Origin of the sequence: Bergeyella anatis (assembly GCF_036016955.1) — a bacterium.
Classification (GTDB): domain Bacteria; phylum Bacteroidota; class Bacteroidia; order Flavobacteriales; family Weeksellaceae; genus JAYWXI01.
The window spans coordinates 184,264-202,419 of record NZ_JAYWXI010000003.1 but is presented as its reverse complement, the minus strand read 5'-3'; the positions used below and the strand labels follow the sequence as shown (position 1 = coordinate 202,419).

Genomic DNA, 18,156 nt, shown 5'->3' with positions numbered 1-18,156 from the left:
CGTTGGGATAAAGCTATTTTTTTAACCGTCAAGTTTTTAACTATGCATATTGCGATTACAGGAAATATTGGTGCCGGTAAAACCACACTGACTACGATGTTGGCGAAGCACTACGGCTGGGAGCCGCAGTTTGAGGATGTGGATCATAACCCCTATTTGGAAGATTTTTATGCGGACATGAGCAAGTGGAGTTTTGCTTTGCAGATTTACTTTTTGGGGAGCCGTTTTCGTCAGGTGAAAGAAATCCGCGAGAGTGGGAAAAATATTATTCAGGATCGTACGATTTATGAAGACGCGCATATTTTTGCGGAAAACCTTTACGATATGAATTTGTTAAGCGAAAGGGATTTCAAGAATTATTTTTCGGTATTTTCATTGATGAAGGACTTTGTTTCGGCGCCGGATCTTTTGGTATATTTGAAATCGGATGTGCCTAATTTGGTGAAGAAAATTTATAAAAGAGGGAGGGACTACGAGGCTTCCATCAGTATCGAATACTTGTCGAAACTCAATCAGAAATACGAAAAATGGATTTCCAATTACAAAGACGGCAAATTGCTTGTTATTGAAGTTGACGAATTGGATTTTGTCGAAAGACCAGAAGATTTCGGCTATATTTTGGAGCGCATTGAAGGCGAAATGCACGGTTTGTTTTAACGCTGTTTTTCAGCTTTCGCTTTTTCGATGATACTGAAAGTCTGTCAATAAAACCTTATTATTGACGGACTTTTATTTTTTGATAATTTTTTTATAAATTGCCTAGGTTTAAGGTAGTAGCGGCGAAAATTTTATTTTGCATATGCTGAGGCCGGCAAAAGGCATTGTGGACGTGCGATTCTGTTTTTAATTTAATCCTGAGGTAATTCGGGCATGGGAGTCTATCTATTTTGTTTTGCTCTTTTTTTTTCTCTTTTATTGATTAGAGATAGGAGGTATTTTTACGCTGTTTTTATCGTGTTGTTTGGGATCATGGGGCTTCGGGATATGGTTGGGAGCAAGGATATTTACAATTATGCTTACAGCTACGAAATGTATAGCATAAGGGATTATCTGAAGTACGATAAAGCGGAAATCGGCTTTCAACTTTACACTATTGCTTTGAAAACGATTAGTGATAATCGGTATTTTTATTTTTTCGTTACGTCTTTCGTTATTGGTTTTTTGCAACTTTTTTCGTCGTGGAATCTTGCTCGGAGCAAAGTGTTTTATTGGGTGGCTTTCATTGTGTTGTGTCGGTTTTACCTTTTGGATTTTATTGTGCTCAGGCAGTTGATGTGTATCGGGGTGGCTTGGTTGGCTTTGGGGTATTTTTATCATGGACAGCGCTTTAGGGCTCTTTTGTTTTTCTTGATTGCCTTAACGCTTCACCGGAGTGCTCTTATTCTTATTCCGACTTTTTTCTTACTATCTATGAATTTGAATTTCAGAAAAGCTGTTATCACTTATGGGCTTTTGCTTTTGCTTGTGTTCAGTGGGGCTTTCTTCGTGATTAAAAATCAAGCATTTTACCAACTTGCTGTTCATTGGTCGCATTTCGGTAAATTGGCGGGCTATGTGACGCCTGCCCCTTATTACAAATGGATTTATTTGGTGGAATTGCCTATGGTGGTGGCGGTTTTGTATTTCCTCCGAAAGAAGAGGGTTTCCGGAAATCGAAATGATTTATTTAATCTTACCTTTGGGTATGGGGCCCTTTTGATTGTGAGTATTGCTGAACCCATTCTGATTCGGATGGCTTGGTTCTTTTTCCTTGGTTTTGCTTATGCGTTGTCTCTTTTGCTTTATCATATTCGGGATAAGAAGAAGGCTTGGGTGCTTCGAGGGGCTGTGGTGGTTTATTTTTCGATGATTTTTTTTAGATTTTTATTCTTTTACCACGGCGGGGATATGCTGCCTTACAAATCCATTTTTGACGATTTTGATCGGAAAGGCGACTACGACTATATGGAATACCGAAAGTGAGAATTTTTTCGATTTTAAAATGATGAAGATTAGGCTTATTATTGCATGATTTTTTTAACAGCTAAATAATTCTGATGATGACTTTACTTCATAACAACCGTTGCTCCAAGTCTCGCGAAGCGGTTAAATATTTGGAAGACCGAGGGGTTGTTTTTAATGTCCGTTACTATTTGGAAGATCCGCTTTCGGAGGCGGAACTTCGTGAACTTCTCGGTTGGCTTGGACTTTCTGCCGACAAAGTTCTGAGGAAAAACGAACCCGAATGGAAAGACCATTTTTCGGGAAAGGTGCTTTCGGAAGAGGATAAAATAAAAGCACTTTTGCAATATCCTAAGCTTTTGCAGCGTCCTATTTTGATAAAGAGGGAAAAGGCTGTGGTGGCCAGACCTGCCGAAGCGATGGAGGGTTTACTTTAAATTTTTTATCAGGGCTTGATTCAAAAGAGGGTATCGGAAGGTAAATCCGGTGGCTTTTATTTTTTCATTGGATGCCCGTGTGCCTTCTAGGAGCATCTCGCTCATTTCTCCTATGGCTAAGCGTAGAGCTAAACCGGGGAGGGGGAGAGGTAAGAAGTTTTTGTTTAAAACCTTGGCTAAGGCTTTCATAAAGGTTTTATTGGTGGGGATTTCATCGGCTACGGCGTTGTATGCTCCTTCGAGATTTTCATTTTCCACCGCTGCGATGTAGAGGTTGGTCAAATCCTCATGGTGAATCCAGTTGAACCATTGATTTCCGCTACCGATGGCGCTTGAAAGATGAAGTCGGGCAATGCGTGCCAGCGGTTCTAATGCCCCTCCTGAGGGAGCTAGGACTGGAGCGGTTCTTATTTTAACGATTCTTTGGGCGACTTCGGAAAAACGGTCGGCGGCCAATTCCCATTCCCGACACACGAAAGAGAGAAAGTCTTGAGAACGGACGGACGATTGTTCGGTTAAGATTTCATCGGACGTGAAGGTTCCGTAATAATTAATCCCCGAAGCCGAAACAAAACTTTTGAGGGAATGGCCGAGATTCAGGCATCGGTGGCGAAGAAAATCGGCCGAATCAATTCGACTGGATAAGATTTCCTTTTTGTAGGAAGTCGTCCAACGTTTGGCCAAATTGGCTCCGGCCAAATGGATAATGGCGTCTACATCCTGCAAAGCATTGTCGTCAAGGACGCCTTTGTTGTAATCCCAATAGAATTCAGTTTCGTTTTTCGGATTGGGGGTTCGGGTAAGGGTTTTTACTTTGTGGCCTCGTCTTTCTAAGGCTGTTTTTAGGCTACGTCCGACCAGTCCGCTGGTGCCGCTTATCAGGATTACCATGGCGATGAAAGGATTAGAGCATTACTACGCCGTCAATTTCGGCTACTTTTTTATAGAGATTTATCACTTGGTCGGCATCCATCACAAAAGCCTGAATGCTTGCGGAGATGTATTTTCCGTTTTTACTTTCTCTGGTGGAGATGGTGTAGTCTATTTTATCGAAAATCTGATAGAGTTCGGTTAATTTTGCATTTTCGTTCGGGAAAATGAATTTGTATAAATAATCCTCGGGAAAGTTATGATTTTCCTCTAATTTGGTTTTCAGTGAGGCATAGAATGCTTCAGGATCATTTTTGATGGATTGGTCTAAAGGGTTGATATTCATTGGTATGGTTTAGGTTTATTTAATGTATAAATTGAAGATTTTAGTGGTTTTGCAAAATGGCCGGAAGTTGGGCTGCATTTTGTTTTTCGTGATCTTCAATAATGTTGAATAAGCCGTTAACGATTTGTTCGGAAGCTAATCGGCTCAGGCTGTGGTTTTGCAACGGCGTATTGGTTTGGTTTCCTAGTAAATTTCCCAACACGTTATTGCCTTGGAGAGCCATGTTGATGCTTTTCACAATTCCGAATTCGTTTAGTTTTTCGTCGACTTTGGGTTGGATGGCTGTGATGAGCTGCTCGGCTGTTTTGGCTTTTAGCAGGCGTGTGGCCGCTCCGCTTCCTCCATTGGCGATTTGGGCGACGTCTTCGGCGGTCAAGTTATTGACGGCATTTTTAAGGATAGGTTCAGCGGTATTTACGGTATAAGCGGCCGCTTGGGCGATATAGTCTTTGCCTTGAGCTGTCAGATTTGGAGCTATTTTGTCCAAAAGAGCGTAAGTACTACGCAGGTTTTCCGGGATAGCTTTTTCGATCAGATCGTTTTGAAGGAAGGCGTTTTTATTCCCGAAGATATGGACTCCTTTGGTAATTCCTCCCAGCAGCACTTGTTTAATGACGGCAATACCCAGGCTGGAAGTGGCTACGGCCATGCAGGATTGGGTAGCGGAGCCTAAGGTCACGGCGGTGGCTGCGGAAACAAGGATGGTTTGTACTTTCATATGTTTTTTTTGATTAGGAAATCCTTTCAAATATTGAGCCAAAACCAAGCCATGACAAAAGGGCCGAACGAAAAGAGATCGACTTCGGTTTTTTTCCGATTTTGCATTTCGAAAGGCGTTGTTTTTTGGCGATTTATTTTGCACTTTTGCCGCAAACGGTAAAAATTGCCTAAATTTGTATAACTAATTATAAAAAATAAAAAGCATTAAAATAATGTCACAAGCAAAAATTTACTACACACTGACGGATGAAGCGCCAATGTTGGCGACCCATTCTTTTTTACCTATGGTAAAGGCTTTTACCAAAACGGCAGGGATTGAAATCGCTGTTCCCGATATTTCGTTGGCGGGACGTATACTGGCGAATTTCCCAGAGGCTCTTACCGAGGAACAGCGTATTCCGGATTATTTGGCAGAGCTTGGGGCTTTGGCAACCACGCCGGAAGCCAACATTATCAAGTTGCCCAATATTTCGGCGTCGGTGCCTCAATTGGAGGAAGCGATAGCGGAACTAAAGAAGCAAGGCTACGAGCTGCCGGATTATCCTGCAGAGCCTAAAAACGCAGAAGAAGAAGCAATCAACAAGAAATATGCTAAGGTACTGGGATCGGCGGTTAATCCGGTTCTTCGTGAAGGGAATAGCGACCGCCGTGCGCCTAAATCGGTGAAAGATTATGCTAAGGCCAATCCGCACCGTATGGGCGAGTGGAAGTCGGAAAGCAAAACATCGGTGGCGCATATGGCTGAAGGGGACTTTTATGGTTCGGAAACCTCCACGACTGTTGAAAACGAAGGTAAGTTTCGTATTGTATTTTATGGGAAAGACCAAGCGTCTCAGGTACTGAAGGATTTTTCTCCCCTAAAGGCGGGTGAGGTTATCGACTCTTCGGTAATGCGGCTTAATGCGTTGAAATCTTTTGTTCGTCAAGCTATTGCCGAGGCCAAAGAAAAAGACGTTTTGTTGTCGGCTCATTTGAAGGCGACCATGATGAAGGTTTCGGATCCTATTATTTTCGGGGCAATTGTGGAAACTTATTTCAAGGAAGTTTTCGAGAAGTACCAAGACACGTTTGCCGAGTTGGATGTTAATCCTAATTTCGGATTGGCGACTTTATTCGAGAAAATTTCGGGACATCCGAAGGAAGCCGAAATCAAATCAGCCATCGAAGAGGCAATTGAAAAAGGGCCTCGTTTGGCGATGGTTAATTCCGATCAGGGGATTACCAATTTCCATGTTTCATCCGATGTGATTGTGGATGCGTCTATGGCAGCTTTGGTTCGCGGTGGAGGTAAAATGTGGAATAAAGAGGGTAAGGAAGAAGACACGGTGTGTATTATTCCGGATCGGACGTACGCTGGATTTTACGATGCGATTATCGAAGATATGAAGCAAAATGGTGCAATCGATCCTAAAACATTTGGTTCGGTGCCTAACGTGGGGCTTATGGCTCAGAAAGCAGAGGAATACGGCTCGCACGATAAAACTTTCCAAATGCAGAGTGCGGGTGTGGTGAAAGTAGAGGACGAAAACGGTAAGGTTCTTTTGGAGCAAGTGGTCGAGAAGGATGATATTTTTAGAATGTGTCAGACCAAGGATGCTCCGATTCAGGATTGGGTAAAACTGGCGGTGAACCGTGCACGACTGTCTAATACGACGGCCATTTTTTGGTTGGATCGGTCTCGGGCACACGACCGTGAAATCATCAAAAAAGTTGAAAAATACCTTCAGAATTACGATTTGAACGGTTTGGATATTCGAATCATGGACGTTAAGGATGCTGTGGCAGAAACGCTAAAACGGGGTCGGGAAGGTAAAGATACCATTTCGGTTTCGGGGAACGTCCTCAGAGACTATCTTACCGATATGTTCCCTATTTTGGAGTTGGGGACGTCGGCCAAGATGCTTTCAATTGTTCCTTTGATGAACGGTGGAGGCTTGTTTGAAACTGGTGCGGGAGGTTCGGCGCCGAAGCATGTGGAGCAATTTGTTCAGGAGGGGTATCTTCGCTGGGATTCGCTTGGGGAGTTTTTGGCGTTGCAGGCTTCTTTGGAGCATTTGGCTCAGACGCAGAACAATCCGAAGGCTCAAGTCTTAGCGGAGGCATTGGATGTTGCTAATGCCAAGTTTTTGGTGAACGATAAATCTCCGGCACGTAAGCTGGGCGGATTGGATAACCGCGGATCTCATTTCTATTTGGCGATGTATTGGGCAGAAGCGTTAGCCAATCAAACTTCGGATGCGGCTTTGGCCGAGTTGTTTGCTCCGATTGCCAAGGCGATGGCGGATAACGAAGTCAAAATTAATGAAGAATTAATTGGTGCTCAAGGCAAAGCTCAAGAAATCGGAGGGTATTACCATCCGAATGAGGCAAAAACTTATGCGGCCATGCGTCCGAGTGCGACACTCAATGCAATTATTGACGCGCTTTAGGGGTTAAATTTTCACTAATCAACCTTCCCTTTCCGATTGAAGAAAGGGAAGGTTTTTGTTTTAGGTGGTAGCAAATAAATGTTTAAATTAGGGGCTCTATTTTGAGGAATAAGCGTCTGTTTTTTTTAATTAAAATCAATCGTTAATGAAAATACTGCACACTTCGGACTGGCATTTGGGGCGTACGCTTTACTCCAAAAAAGAGCGTAAGCAGGAGCATCAGGCTTTCTTGGAGTGGCTTTTGGCGACGATTACCGAGGAGGAGATCGACTTGCTTCTCATCGCCGGGGATATTTTTGACACGGCAACTCCTGGAAGCGGCTCACAGAAGCTTTATTATGATTTTTTGATGAAGGTTCGGCAATCGGGATGCAAAAACGTTATTGTTGTTGGAGGAAACCACGATTCGCCGAGTTTTCTCAATGCACCGAAAGATATTTTGGCGGCTTTGCGTGTTACGGTTATCGGGCATTCCGCTGGGGATTTGGAAGACGAAATTATTGTCATCAAGGATGATGAAGGAACGCCCGTATTGATGGTCTGCGGGGTGCCTTTTTTGCGGGAACGCGATCTTGTCCGATTTACCGAAGGTGAAAACTATGCCGACCGCTCCAAACGGATCAATGCTGGTATTCAGAAACATTATGCTCAAATTGCGGCTTTAGCGGTGGAAAAGAGGGCGGCTTTGTCTTGCGATATCCCGATTATTGCCACGGGGCATTTGTCTGTCGCCGGGGGAAAGAGAAACGATGACGATGGCGTGAGGGAAACTTATATTGGCACGATTGAAGCTGTTGGAAGCGATATTTTTCCGGAAGCCTTCGATTATGTGGCCTTAGGGCATTACCACGTGCCGTCCAAGATTAAAGAGCATATTCGGTATTGCGGTTCACCGATTCCTATGGGGTTTGGTGAGGCAGACCAGTCTAAATGCGTTTATGTGATTCGTTTTGAGGGGGGAACGAGAACCATTGAAACGATTCGTATTCCGGTTTTTCAACGACTGGCGTCGGTTCGTGGAAACAAAGAGAGTATCCGGCGTCGTTTGGAGACGCTGAAAAATGAGGGCGACTCGGTTTGGGTGGAAATCACTTATACGGGCGAGGATCTTTTTCCTGATTTTTCGCAGTGGGTGGCTCAACAGACCGAAAATACCAGTATCGAAGTGCTTAAACTTCAGAATCGTTTCCATTTGAATGAGGCATTGGCGTTTGAGGAGGCGAATGCATCGCTTGAAGATTTTGATGTAGAGGAGGTGTTTGAGCGATTGCTCGAACATCAGGGGATTTCCGAGGAACAGAAAGAAGAATTAAGGGAAGCTTATAAAGAAATTGTGGACGGATTAAATATTACGGATTAAACCATGAAAATACTCCAACTCCGATTCAAAAATATCAATTCGCTTTCGGGGGACAACGAAATTGATTTCACCCATCCATCCTTTTCCAGCGAGGGGCTTTTTGCCATTACGGGTAACACGGGAGCGGGTAAGAGTTCGATTCTTGATGCCATTGTGTTGGCTTTGTACGGAAAAACGCCGAGGGTGGAAATTAGTGCGAGCGAAAATGCCGTCATGACCCGAGGGGAGAAAGATTGCTATTCGGAAATTGTTTTTGAAGTTTCGGGGAAACAATGGAAAGCGTCCTGGCAGCAGGAGAAGAACCGAAACGGCAATCTTAAACCGGTACATCGCAGGATAGCGGATGCCGATAATCGAATCGTAGCCGATCAGGTAAGGGCTTGCGATGCCAAAATTGTTGAAATCGTAGGGCTTACCTTCGAACAATTTACTAAGGTAATTCTTTTGGCTCAGGGAAGTTTTGCGGCGTTTCTTCAGGCAAAACCCAACGAAAAAGGGGAGCTTTTAGAGCAGATGACGGGAACGGAAATTTACGGTGAAATTTCCAGAAGAGTATTTGAACGCAACAAAACCGAGAATCGTATACTGGAAAAAATAGCTTTGGAATTGGAGGCTTTTCGACCGCTTTCTGAAGAAGAGACCCGATCGCTTGATGAAGCCTTTAAAGAAGCAGAACAACACAAAAATCAAGCGGAAGCGGTTCTTTTGACCACAGAGCAGGCGCGTGTTTGGAAAACCGGGATGTTGCGTTTGGAAAGCGAAATTTCCGAGATTCGGCAAAAACTTCCCGAGCTGGAAATCCAAGTGACGGAAACCGATAAAGTTTATCGGGAATCACAAGCCCGATTGGAGCACTCCAAAGTCAGTCAGAAGAACATGGTTCCGATTCTGAAGCGGGTTCGGGAGCTCGATACGCAACTGGCGGAAAAAAATAAAACCAAGCGTCCCATTGTTGAAAAGTCCCAACAGCTTGCAGATCGGCTTTCTTCCATCGGGAAAGAAATCGAAAAGCAGGAAAAACTTCGACGGGTGTACGAAAAGGAACTTCATGCGAAACAACTTTGGGTTCAGTCTCACGGAGCTTACGAGGCTTTGGTATCGGATTTCGCTCTGATTGAAACTCAGGGGAAGCAACTTTCGGTCTACGATGAGGAGCTGAAGGGGCTTTATTTCGAAATTTCGGCACTGGAAGAGGCGTTGGAAACCCTTACTTTGAAGTCGGAGAAACAGGCTCTCTCCCTTTCGGAAAAGGAGGAGGATTGGGCAAAGGGAACTTCGCAATTGCATCAGTTGAAAGCCAAAATGGAAGCGCTGGCAGAAGGAAAGTCGGTAAATGTTCTTTTGGAAGAAAAACAGAGGATTACGGATGAAGGACTTCGTCTTAAAGAGCGAATTGCCCTTGAGGAGCAATGGGGAGCTGCCCTTAATGCAAAGCAGGATTTAATTTGTAAGGAGGAGAAGCTTTTAACCTCGAAGAGCGATCTCGAAAAAAACATAAAGGTTCAAAAAGAAACGGCGGTTCGTCTTGAAGACAAAATCAAATTGTTGGAAGAAAATCTTTTACTGATTCGGACGGTGCAGAGCTTGGAGCCTCACCGCCATCGTCTGAAGGAAGGGGAAGCGTGTCCACTTTGTGGAGCATTGGAACATCCTTTTGCTCAAGGCATTGAGCCTCGGACCGACGAAAAAGAAAGCGAACTGAAGGTCTTGAAGCAAGAGTGGCAAAAAGTTGACGTTCAGTTAAGAGCAGATAACGAACGTTTGGCAAAGCTGAATTCGGATTTGGAGCATGCCAGGCAAAATTTAACAAAAGAGGAGCAGCATTGTGCGGATTTAGTCGAAAAACGAGAGGCTTTCCAAGAGGAAATCCATTGGGAAACAGAAAAACCGAAGGAAGGCCAACCTTTGGTTGAAGCGCTGGAACAACTTATTCTAAAAAAGAGGCAAAGGCTTAAAGTCCTCAACGAAACGATTGAGGGGGTTTATCAGATGGAACGCGAGGTGACCTTGCTTCGGGACGAAAAATTACCGGCTCTTTTGAAAGCTAAAGAAGACGTGTCAGAAACTCTAAAAACCAGTCAGGCTGAGGGCAAACTCCTCATTCAAAGAATGGAAGACCGAAAGACAGCCCTTTCCAAATTGCAAAAAAAACGGGAGAGTCAGAAAGAGACTTTTGCCCGAAGTCTTTCGTTTTACCAAGCCGAGAACCTGTCCCAGCTGAGAGCGCATTTGGACGCCTGGAAAAGCCATCAAAGTCAAATTTTGGAACATGAACGGCTGATTTCGGATTTGCTTCAGTCTGTTGCCGTAGCCCGAAAAGAAGAAGAGAGCCAGTCCTCTTTTTTGAAAGCTCAAACGGAAGAATTGGCTCGGCTCAACGGAGAAATAGAGCAATTGGCTGGGGAACGGAAGGAACTGTTCGGCGATTTTTCTGCGGATGAAAAAGAACGTGCACTCCATGCCGAAATTCATCGTTTTGAGACCGAAAAAAGCGAAGCAGAAAAATGCCGTAACGCAGCAGGCTCTTTGTTGCAACAATCCAAAGCCGTCCTCCAAACTAAAATTGAAGAGTACGATACACTTCGGCAGCAGGCTCTCACGGAAAAAACACTGCAAGAGCTTCAGGACGAATGGGATGCCCATAAAGCCGTGGCGGAACAATGGGCTCAGACCATGGGAGCCTTGAGACAAAAACTTCAGGCTGATGAGGAAAATCGTCGCCGTAATGCAAAAAAACTGAAAGAAAAAGAAAAACAACAGAATCTCTGTCGACGTTGGGGGGCATTGGCGGAACTTATTGGCTCCAGTGACGGTAAAAAATACCGTAATTTTGCCCAATCGCTCACGTTCGAACATTTGGTGGGACTGGCCAACCGTCAATTGGTGAAAATATCTGACCGTTACATATTGAAGCGTAACTCCCTTGCTTCCAACCCTTTTGACTTGTTGGTGATGGATCGTTTTCAGAATAACGAACAACGAACGGTTCAAAATCTCTCCGGAGGCGAAAAATTTATTGTTTCGTTGGCTTTGGCACTTGGTTTGGCCGGGATGGCCAGTAAGAATATGCGGGTGGACACCATGTTTATTGATGAGGGATTCGGGACGTTGGATTCGGATTACTTGGATGTTGCTCTCAGTGCTTTGTCTAATCTGCACAGCGAGGGAAAAACCATTGGGGTTATTTCGCATCTTTCCGAACTTAAGGAACGGATTTCCACCCATATCGAGGTCGTGGCTTCGGGAAGCGGCCGATCCACCATAAAGTTGGTTAAAAATTAAACGGATTTTTAGAGAAAAAAATAAAAATAGAAGCATTGAACCCAAAGCGGATTATGGCGGAAAAATAAATATTCCGTACTTTCGCACGATTAATACGGATGGAAACGAAGAAATGCTTTTCGTCTGTGTTTTCAAGAAAAAAATGATGAACAAAACGAACGACGAAAAAGAAATGTCTTTATTGGGACACATCGGCGAACTTCGCGGGCACTTGTTGCGCTGCGTGATTGCCGTGGTGGTCTGTGGTTTTATTGTGGGGTTTAATATTAACTGGATTATCGATTCTATTTTTTTTGGGCCGGTGCGCAATGATTTTCCCACGTTCAGGTTGATTAATTTTTTATCGCACCAGATTACCGGACAATCAGCCATTGAGTTGCCTGCGGATTTTCCGGTACGGGTTCAGAAACTTTACCAGCAATTTAACGTTATGATGGCGGTTTCGGTTGTCGGAGGTATTGTCTTGGCTTTTCCTTACATTGTTTGGGAGCTTTGGCGTTTTATCTCTCCTGCGCTGCATCCGCGGGAGAAGAAGAATTCGGTTTGGTTGATTAATTCGGTTTGGCTATTGTTTATGCTGGGGGTGCTTTGCGGGTATTTTTTGATTCTTCCTTTTGCCATTAATTTTGGGGTGGTATTTAAGATTTCGGATATTATTGAACCGCTGTACGATTTATCCGATTATGCGGCATTGTTTTTCCAAATTGTGATAGGTATGGGGGTGGTTTTTTTGTTTCCCATTATTGTTTATTTTCTCACCGTTATTGGGATTCTTACCCCGATGTTCCTCCGCACGTACCGACGTCATGCTATTGTGGTGATCATGGTGATTGCGGCTGTTATTACGCCGGCGGATGTGCTTAGCATGATGATGGCGGCATTACCGCTTTTGGTTCTTTATGAACTCAGCATTGCGCTTTGTGCCCGTACGTATAGAAAAGTGCAGAAGGAGAGTGTTTTGGTGAAGGGGTAACTAAAGGCTTTAATGATTTTTTAGAAAAAAATAGATTAGAAATTTGCAGCATAAAAAAAAAGTTGTAAATTTGCAGTCCAATATCGCGGGGTAGAGCAGTAGGTAGCTCGTCGGGCTCATAACCCGGAGGTCGCACGTTCGAGTCGTGTCCCCGCTACTAAGATTTTTTTTCACTTTTTTAAGAAAAAGATGAAATCCGCAAGAAACACCGCGGGGTAGAGCAGTAGGTAGCTCGTCGGGCTCATAACCCGGAGGTCGCACGTTCGAGTCGTGTCCCCGCTACTAAAGAAAGGTTTAGTTCTGTAAAAGGAATTAAACCTTTTTTATTTCAATTAAGTCTCGTTGGTCTTTAACTGGATCAATATTGTTATCTTTGCCGAAATTTCATAATTCATGGTAAGAAAGACTCTTTTTCCGTTAGCCATTCTATTGGGCTTTCAGATGCAGGCTCAACAAGGGATTGCTTTTGAAGATAAATCTTTTGGAGAAATCTTGGCCAAAGCAAAAAAAGAAAACAAATTGGTATTTGTGGATGCTTTTGCGGCTTGGTGCGGTCCTTGCAAACAGATGGAAAAGAATGTTTTTCCTCAGGAGAAAGTAAGGGATTACTATAACCATAATTTTGTGAACGCCCGTTTTGATATGGAGAAAGGCGAGGGGAGGACCATTGCGGCGAAATACGGTGTTCGTTCTTACCCGACGTATTTGTTCATTAATGGCGAAGGCGAGGTGGTTTATAAAGGAATGGGGTATTTGGAGGAATCCCAATTTTTGGCTTTGGGGAACGAAGCCAATTCTGTGGGAAAAGGCGGTTCGGCGAAGGAGCGTTTTGCACAGGGAGAAAAAGATCCTGAGTTTCTTTTTAACGCGATAAAGCTTAATGCCAACACGGATCCTGAGTTTGCCAAAAAAGTCAGCGAGAGGTACTTTCAAGTTCGCAAGCCTGGGGATTATTCCAGAGACGAAGTTTCCATGCTGCTTTATTTTTTGAAATCGGCGAATGATCCGAATTATCAAGTTTTTCTTCGCGACAGAAACGCCATCATCAAAGCCTTGCCTGAAAACGTTTATGATCAGTTTAAACTACAGGTGACACTCAACGCAGTGGTTGATAAAGCGGTGGATCACCAAAAAGGAACGATTGATGAAGCTTTGTTTCTTTCGGAAGTGGGAGGCTTTTTGGGGAAAACGGAAGCAGAAACCGCATTGGCGCGTTTAAAACTTAATTTTTACCCTTCGGTGGGTAATTTTTCCGCTTTTGAACAAACAGCCCTGGCTTACTATCGGGAGGGAGAAGGCATAGAACCGGACGAACTAAACCGAACGGCTTTTATTTTTGCCGAGCACGTTACCAATCCACTCTCGTTAAAAGCGGCTACGGTATGGGCAGAAAAATCTGTAATGGCTACCGAAACCCCTGAAAATACTTATATTTTAGCAAAGCTTTACGCCAAAACGGGAAAACAGCAGGAAGCATTGATGTATGCGGAACGTTCGGTTTCTTTGTCCAAGGCTAGAGGCATGGATTCCGCCGTACAGGAAGCATTATTAAACGAACTTTCTAAATAACCCGCCGAGGATGAGAAAAATTAAACTGGGATTATTTTTGGGATTGGGCTTTACCGCGATGATTTTCGGACAGGAAAAAAAAGCCTTGCATGCAAAAGGAAATGTACTATTAGCTCCCTTAGGGATGCTTAATGCCGGATTGGAATACCAACTCGCTGAAAAATATACCATTCAGGCGGATGCTTTTGTTTCACCATGGCGTTCTTTCTTCGGAAACCATATGCAGATTTACATGGGGCATTTGGAGGGGCGTTATTATTTCGACAAAGCATTTCGGGGGTGGTATGTTGGGGCAAATGCAGGGTTTGGTCTTTTTGACATGTCCAAATGGAACTACATCGGAAGCGAAAAATTTCAACGGGGATTTAACTATATGTTGGGTGCAACGGTAGGGTATCAGCTCCAATGGAAAGAGCGTTGGGGAATTGATTTTTACCTCGGAGGCGGAACTTCTCAGGGGTTTTACCACGGTTATGAAAACATTCCTCCAAACTGGGTGCGTTACGAGCACGCTTCCGGATGGAATAAAAGCGGCGAATGGATCCCTTATCGGGGCGGGGTCATGGTGTCTTATAAAATTCAGTAAATATGAAGCTTTTCAATTCAAAACATATTCTCTTGTCGGTCATCACTTTTTTTATCGTGTTTGCCATGAATTATTTTGGGAACGATGCTCCCGACAGATTGAGCCGGGCTCTTCTAAATGCAGCGGCTGGGGTTATTGGCCTTTCGATAGGCTTGTTTATTCTTTATAAGAACCGAGACGGCTCTTCGCCGGACTCTTTCGATTAGTCTTCGTAATGGAGGTATTTTCTTCTGATCTTTTGGAAGGCTTCGAGTTCTTTTTGCCAGCTTTCACGGATTTCCTTTTCGGTTTTGCCTTGGATGATCTGTTTTCTTAATTTGTCGGTTCCGGCCAGTTTGTCGAAAAACAGGTTTGAAAGGAAAAAATTCTGCTTAGGGTGCCGATAAGCCTGATAAGCCTTGAGCAGCCATGAAAGATTAAGTCTTTTCAGATCACCCGTTGTTTCGGTAAGGTTTTCCCCGTAACAAAGCTGCCCATTGAGGAAAGGATCTTTTGCTCCGTCGGAGGGTTGAGGGGTAAAGGTAAAGGGCATTGAAGGGGTCCAAGGGCTTCCGTACACTTGGAAAGGCCAGCGGGTGCCTCTTCCCACCGAAACTTGAGTTCCTTCAAAGAAACATAAGGAAGGGTATAGCCGTATGGCTTGCTCATTGGGCAGGTTAGGCGATGGGCGTTTCAGTAAAGGGTAACGGCGGCGTTTACGATAGTTTTCCATTGGGATTAGGGTGTACTTGGCTTTAATTTTGTTTTTAAGCCAGCCCTCGCCGTTAATCATTTTGCCGTATTCTCCGATGGTCATGCCATAAACGACCGGCACGGGGTGCAGGCCGACAAAACTTTGCCAAGGCTTTTTCAGAACGGGACCGTCAATGTAGCCGTCGTGCGGATTGGGACGATCCAATACGAGGACTTCGACTTTATTTTCGGCAGCGGCTTCCATCACGTAAGCCAAAGTGGAAATATAGGTGTAGAATCTTACCCCAACATCCTGAATGTCAAAGACAATTACATCCAAATCTTTCATCTGTTCCGCCGTCGGCTTTTTATTTTTACCATAAAGCGAAATAATCGGTAGCCCGGTGCGGTGATCTACACCGTTTTTCACGTGTTCTCCTGCATCCGCTTCGCCTCGGAAACCATGCTCGGGCGCGAAAACTTTTTTAACGTTAATTCCGTTTTCCAATAAAAAATCCACAATACTTAAGGTGTCCGTTTGGGTTCCTGAATTTCCCTCGTGTTTGGTGGTGCTCAGGACAATTCCGGTCTGGTTGGTAACGACACCCGTTTTTTTATTTTTCAGCAAAGGAAGATAAAGTTCCGGACGGTCGGCTCCGCTTTTTAACTCTGGTCTTCCGTTAGAGATTTGCGCCTGATTTCTCCCTGATACCCCTAAATAAATTAGGCTAATCAATAGTAAATTTTTAATTTTGAAGCTTAAAACTACGGTCTTGAATTTTCCCATATATTTTGCAAAAAAGATAGCGTTTTCCAAAGATAACAAAAATAACCTCTCCCGGGTGATTATTTTCATTGGTCGTTTGTCGGTGGCTTTGGGGGTGATTGTTTCCCTCATTACCGTTTCTACGGGAATTGGCTCCAAAAATGCCATTAAAAAGAGATTGACCGATTTCGGAGGAGCGATTCAGATTAAGTCCCAAAAATCCAACTCTTCGTATAATTCTTCGGTGCTGAGTGCCGAAAATTTTCAACTGGAAAAAATAAAAGCCCTTCCGGAGGTTGATGCCGTACAAAAATTTGTTACCGTTAGTGGTATTATGCGGACGGAAGATAATTTTGCGGGAATTATATTCAAAGGGGTGGATCAAGATTTTGACCACAAAAGATTCAAAAAATTTTTGGTGGAAGGCCGAACGCCCCAAATTAGCGGTAAAGGCTTCTCGAACGAAATCACCTTGTCGCAAAAAATTGCCCAGGATCTGCACAAAAAAGTAGGCGACAGCATTGTAGCGATTTTTTCCCGAGAGGATCAAAATCCCATTTACCGTAAGTTTAAAATCGTAGGTGTTTATAAAACGGACATCAAGATGTTGGATGATCTTTTCGTGATTGGCGATATGAATCATGCCAGAAAAATCCAAGGAATCGAGCCGAATCAATACGGTGGTGTGGAAGTTTTTCTGAAAAACAATAATGCGATTAATCAAGCCTTTCCTTCCATAGAAGCGTTGATAGGGGTTCAGAATTATGCCGAGAAAGTAACCGATCAGTACCCTCAGATTGTCGATTGGATTAATATTTTTGATACGAATATCGCCTTGATTATCACCATTATGTTGGTGGTGGTGGTCATTAACATCATCATGGTTTTGCTCATTCTTATCATCGAACGCACCAATTCCATAGGCATGCTCAAGACCTTGGGATCGAATAACGGTCAGATCCGTATGATTTTCATTTACTACACGTTATTGATTATGGTTCCGGGGCTTTTGTTCGGTAATCTAATTGGATTGGGATTTCTCTTTGCTCAAAAGGTTTTTGGTTTTATCCGCCTTAATCCCGAAAATTATTATGTTAGCGAAGTTCCTGTTGATCTCAATCCGTTCTATATTTTGGCCATTTCCTTTGGTATTCTTTTAGTGTCGGCTTTTGCATTGGTTCTGCCCAGCTATTTGATCAGCAAAATTTCACCGGTAAAGGCCATTAAGTACGATTAATTCAAATGCAGAAAGGATGATGAAACCCTTTTTTTCGCTGCTTGCGATTATTTTTTCGATTGCGAATCCGGCTCAGGAATTGACTCCCAAGGTTTCGAGTGGTACAATCGATCGTTTGTTTTTCCATTCGGCCTATACGTCTTCGCGCCATGTGGATGTTTGGTTACCGGAGGGGTATACCACTACGCAGCGGTACAGTGTGCTCTACATGCATGACGGACAGATGCTTTACGATGCTTCAACAACGTGGAATGCTCAGGCTTGGGAAGTGGACGAAGTGGCAGGAAAATTACAGAAAGACAATCAAACCGAAAAGTTCATTGTGGTAGGCATCTGGAACGGAGGCGAAAACCGTCATTCGGATTATTTTCCCCAAAAGCCTTTTGAGGCAATGACCGAAGAAGAAAAACGCATTATAAATGCCCAATTGAAAAAGGCAGGGCGGAGCAACGGTGATTTTCGTCCGGGTTCGGATCACTATTTAAAGTTTATCGTGAATGAGCTTAAACCTTTTATTGACAGAACGTACGCTGTGCATTCGGATCGGGATCATACCTTTATTATGGGCAGTAGCATGGGCGGTTTGATTTCGTTCTATGCTTTATGCGAGTATCCCGAAGTGTTTGGTGGGGCCGCGTGTCTTTCTACCCATTGGATCGGGACAATGGAGCGTGAAAACAATCCTATTCCTCAACATTTTTTTGATTATTTAGAGCAGAATTTGCCTTCGCCTCAGCATCATCGGATTTATTTCGACACCGGAGATCAGACGTTAGATGCCTTGTATCCTCCTTTTCAAGAGAGGGCAGATGCGGTAATGCTAGGCAGGGGATACGATGAAAACCATTGGATTACGAAATATTTTCCGGGCGAGGATCATAGTGAAAAATCATGGAGCAAACGATTGGCCGTTCCTTTGCTTTTTCTTTTCGGAAAGTAGTTAATTATTTTTTAGGGGGCTGCTTTTA

16 protein-coding genes and 2 tRNA genes are annotated in these 18,156 nt (G+C 43.8%); 14 read left to right on the top strand and 4 right to left on the bottom strand.

From position 1 onward, the window contains the following. The first annotated feature begins 42 nt into the window (after positions 1-42). The 3 genes from VQ048_RS03565 to VQ048_RS03555 all read left to right on the top strand — a co-directional run bounded on the left by VQ048_RS03565 (position 43) and on the right by VQ048_RS03555 (position 2,378). Positions 43-657: a deoxynucleoside kinase gene (locus VQ048_RS03565; protein ID WP_327610310.1), complete on the top strand. Its 615-nt coding sequence runs from the start codon at positions 43-45 to the stop codon at positions 655-657. Positions 658-870: 213 nt separating this feature from the next. Continuing rightward, a complete protein-coding gene (locus VQ048_RS03560) occupies positions 871-1,962 on the top strand; it encodes an EpsG family protein (protein ID WP_327610309.1) in 1,092 nt (363 codons plus the stop codon). A gap of 74 nt (positions 1,963-2,036) precedes the next feature. Further along, on the top strand, positions 2,037-2,378 hold the full coding sequence (locus tag VQ048_RS03555) for an ArsC/Spx/MgsR family protein (protein WP_327610308.1): 342 nt from the start codon (positions 2,037-2,039) through the stop codon (positions 2,376-2,378). Here VQ048_RS03555 and VQ048_RS03550 read toward each other — a convergent pair. Genes VQ048_RS03550 through VQ048_RS03540 form a run of 3 tightly spaced genes read right to left on the bottom strand, consistent with a single transcriptional unit; the run spans position 2,370 to position 4,312 of the window. Then, positions 2,370-3,269, bottom strand: coding sequence for a TIGR01777 family oxidoreductase (locus VQ048_RS03550; protein ID WP_327610307.1), 900 nt, complete (start codon positions 3,267-3,269; stop codon positions 2,370-2,372). The genes VQ048_RS03555 and VQ048_RS03550 overlap by 9 nt on opposite strands. Positions 3,270-3,282: 13 nt before the next feature. Further along, positions 3,283-3,594, bottom strand: coding sequence for a DUF493 family protein (locus tag VQ048_RS03545; RefSeq protein WP_327610306.1), 312 nt, complete (start codon positions 3,592-3,594; stop codon positions 3,283-3,285). Between the two features lie 40 nt (positions 3,595-3,634). Beyond that, positions 3,635-4,312 carry a DUF4197 family protein gene (locus VQ048_RS03540; protein ID WP_327610305.1) on the bottom strand — a complete coding sequence of 226 codons (678 nt, stop codon included), beginning with the start codon at positions 4,310-4,312 and terminating at the stop codon, positions 3,635-3,637. Between the two features lie 214 nt (positions 4,313-4,526). On the opposite strand from VQ048_RS03540, the gene VQ048_RS03535 reads away from it, so the two are divergent. The 9 genes from VQ048_RS03535 (at position 4,527) to VQ048_RS03495 (ending at position 14,719) form a co-directional block, all read left to right on the top strand. Further along, positions 4,527-6,743: an NADP-dependent isocitrate dehydrogenase gene (locus VQ048_RS03535; protein WP_327610304.1), complete on the top strand. Its 2,217-nt coding sequence runs from the start codon at positions 4,527-4,529 to the stop codon at positions 6,741-6,743. A 145-nt stretch (positions 6,744-6,888) separates the two neighbouring features. Then, a complete protein-coding gene (locus tag VQ048_RS03530) occupies positions 6,889-8,103 on the top strand; it encodes an exonuclease SbcCD subunit D C-terminal domain-containing protein (protein ID WP_327610303.1) in 1,215 nt (404 codons plus the stop codon). A 3-nt stretch (positions 8,104-8,106) separates the two neighbouring features. Then, positions 8,107-11,385, top strand: coding sequence for an AAA family ATPase (locus tag VQ048_RS03525; RefSeq protein WP_327610302.1), 3,279 nt, complete (start codon positions 8,107-8,109; stop codon positions 11,383-11,385). Between the two features lie 142 nt (positions 11,386-11,527). Then, positions 11,528-12,358 (top strand): twin-arginine translocase subunit TatC, encoded by an 831-nt coding sequence (tatC, locus tag VQ048_RS03520; protein WP_327610301.1) that lies wholly within the window; start codon positions 11,528-11,530, stop codon positions 12,356-12,358. Between the two features lie 84 nt (positions 12,359-12,442). Beyond that, positions 12,443-12,515 (top strand) — tRNA-Met (locus VQ048_RS03515). A 52-nt stretch (positions 12,516-12,567) separates the two neighbouring features. Next, a tRNA-Met gene (locus VQ048_RS03510) sits at positions 12,568-12,640 on the top strand. A gap of 111 nt (positions 12,641-12,751) precedes the next feature. Next, the gene (locus VQ048_RS03505) at positions 12,752-13,927 is read left to right on the top strand and encodes a thioredoxin family protein (RefSeq protein WP_327610300.1); all 1,176 of its coding nucleotides are present in this window, start codon (positions 12,752-12,754) and stop codon (positions 13,925-13,927) included. A 10-nt stretch (positions 13,928-13,937) separates the two neighbouring features. Further along, complete coding sequence (locus VQ048_RS03500; RefSeq protein ID WP_327610299.1) at positions 13,938-14,513, top strand: DUF3575 domain-containing protein; 576 nt, start codon at positions 13,938-13,940, stop codon at positions 14,511-14,513. A gap of 2 nt (positions 14,514-14,515) precedes the next feature. Then, the gene (locus VQ048_RS03495) at positions 14,516-14,719 is read left to right on the top strand and encodes a hypothetical protein (RefSeq protein WP_327610298.1); all 204 of its coding nucleotides are present in this window, start codon (positions 14,516-14,518) and stop codon (positions 14,717-14,719) included. Here the strand turns inward: VQ048_RS03495 and VQ048_RS03490 are convergent. Beyond that, positions 14,716-15,972 carry an exo-beta-N-acetylmuramidase NamZ family protein gene (locus tag VQ048_RS03490; RefSeq protein WP_327610297.1) on the bottom strand — a complete coding sequence of 419 codons (1,257 nt, stop codon included), beginning with the start codon at positions 15,970-15,972 and terminating at the stop codon, positions 14,716-14,718. The two genes, VQ048_RS03495 and VQ048_RS03490, sit on opposite strands and share 4 nt — an antisense overlap. On the opposite strand from VQ048_RS03490, the gene VQ048_RS03485 reads away from it, so the two are divergent. After that, a complete protein-coding gene (locus VQ048_RS03485) occupies positions 15,959-17,188 on the top strand; it encodes an ABC transporter permease (protein ID WP_327610296.1) in 1,230 nt (409 codons plus the stop codon). The genes VQ048_RS03490 and VQ048_RS03485 overlap by 14 nt on opposite strands. Positions 17,189-17,204: 16 nt before the next feature. Beyond that, complete coding sequence (locus tag VQ048_RS03480; protein WP_327610295.1) at positions 17,205-18,128, top strand: alpha/beta hydrolase; 924 nt, start codon at positions 17,205-17,207, stop codon at positions 18,126-18,128. Positions 18,129-18,156: the final 28 nt, after the last annotated feature.

Excerpts from the sequence above, each read along its gene's own strand:
- VQ048_RS03530 (WP_327610303.1), top strand. The coding sequence starts at position 6,889 with ATGAAAATACTGCACACTTCGGACTGGCATTTGGGGCGTACGCTTTAC.
- VQ048_RS03490 (WP_327610297.1), bottom strand. The coding sequence starts at position 15,972 with ATGGGAAAATTCAAGACCGTAGTTTTAAGCTTCAAAATTAAAAATTTA.
- tatC (WP_327610301.1), top strand. The coding sequence starts at position 11,528 with ATGATGAACAAAACGAACGACGAAAAAGAAATGTCTTTATTGGGACAC.
- VQ048_RS03565 (WP_327610310.1), top strand. The coding sequence starts at position 43 with ATGCATATTGCGATTACAGGAAATATTGGTGCCGGTAAAACCACACTG.
- VQ048_RS03495 (WP_327610298.1), top strand. The coding sequence starts at position 14,516 with ATGAAGCTTTTCAATTCAAAACATATTCTCTTGTCGGTCATCACTTTT.
- VQ048_RS03540 (WP_327610305.1), bottom strand. The coding sequence starts at position 4,312 with ATGAAAGTACAAACCATCCTTGTTTCCGCAGCCACCGCCGTGACCTTA.
- VQ048_RS03525 (WP_327610302.1), top strand. The coding sequence starts at position 8,107 with ATGAAAATACTCCAACTCCGATTCAAAAATATCAATTCGCTTTCGGGG.
- VQ048_RS03560 (WP_327610309.1), top strand. The coding sequence starts at position 871 with ATGGGAGTCTATCTATTTTGTTTTGCTCTTTTTTTTTCTCTTTTATTG.
- VQ048_RS03480 (WP_327610295.1), top strand. The coding sequence starts at position 17,205 with ATGATGAAACCCTTTTTTTCGCTGCTTGCGATTATTTTTTCGATTGCG.
- VQ048_RS03555 (WP_327610308.1), top strand. The coding sequence starts at position 2,037 with ATGATGACTTTACTTCATAACAACCGTTGCTCCAAGTCTCGCGAAGCG.
- VQ048_RS03545 (WP_327610306.1), bottom strand. The coding sequence starts at position 3,594 with ATGAATATCAACCCTTTAGACCAATCCATCAAAAATGATCCTGAAGCA.
- VQ048_RS03535 (WP_327610304.1), top strand. The coding sequence starts at position 4,527 with ATGTCACAAGCAAAAATTTACTACACACTGACGGATGAAGCGCCAATG.
- VQ048_RS03500 (WP_327610299.1), top strand. The coding sequence starts at position 13,938 with ATGAGAAAAATTAAACTGGGATTATTTTTGGGATTGGGCTTTACCGCG.
- VQ048_RS03550 (WP_327610307.1), bottom strand. The coding sequence starts at position 3,269 with ATGGTAATCCTGATAAGCGGCACCAGCGGACTGGTCGGACGTAGCCTA.
- VQ048_RS03505 (WP_327610300.1), top strand. The coding sequence starts at position 12,752 with ATGGTAAGAAAGACTCTTTTTCCGTTAGCCATTCTATTGGGCTTTCAG.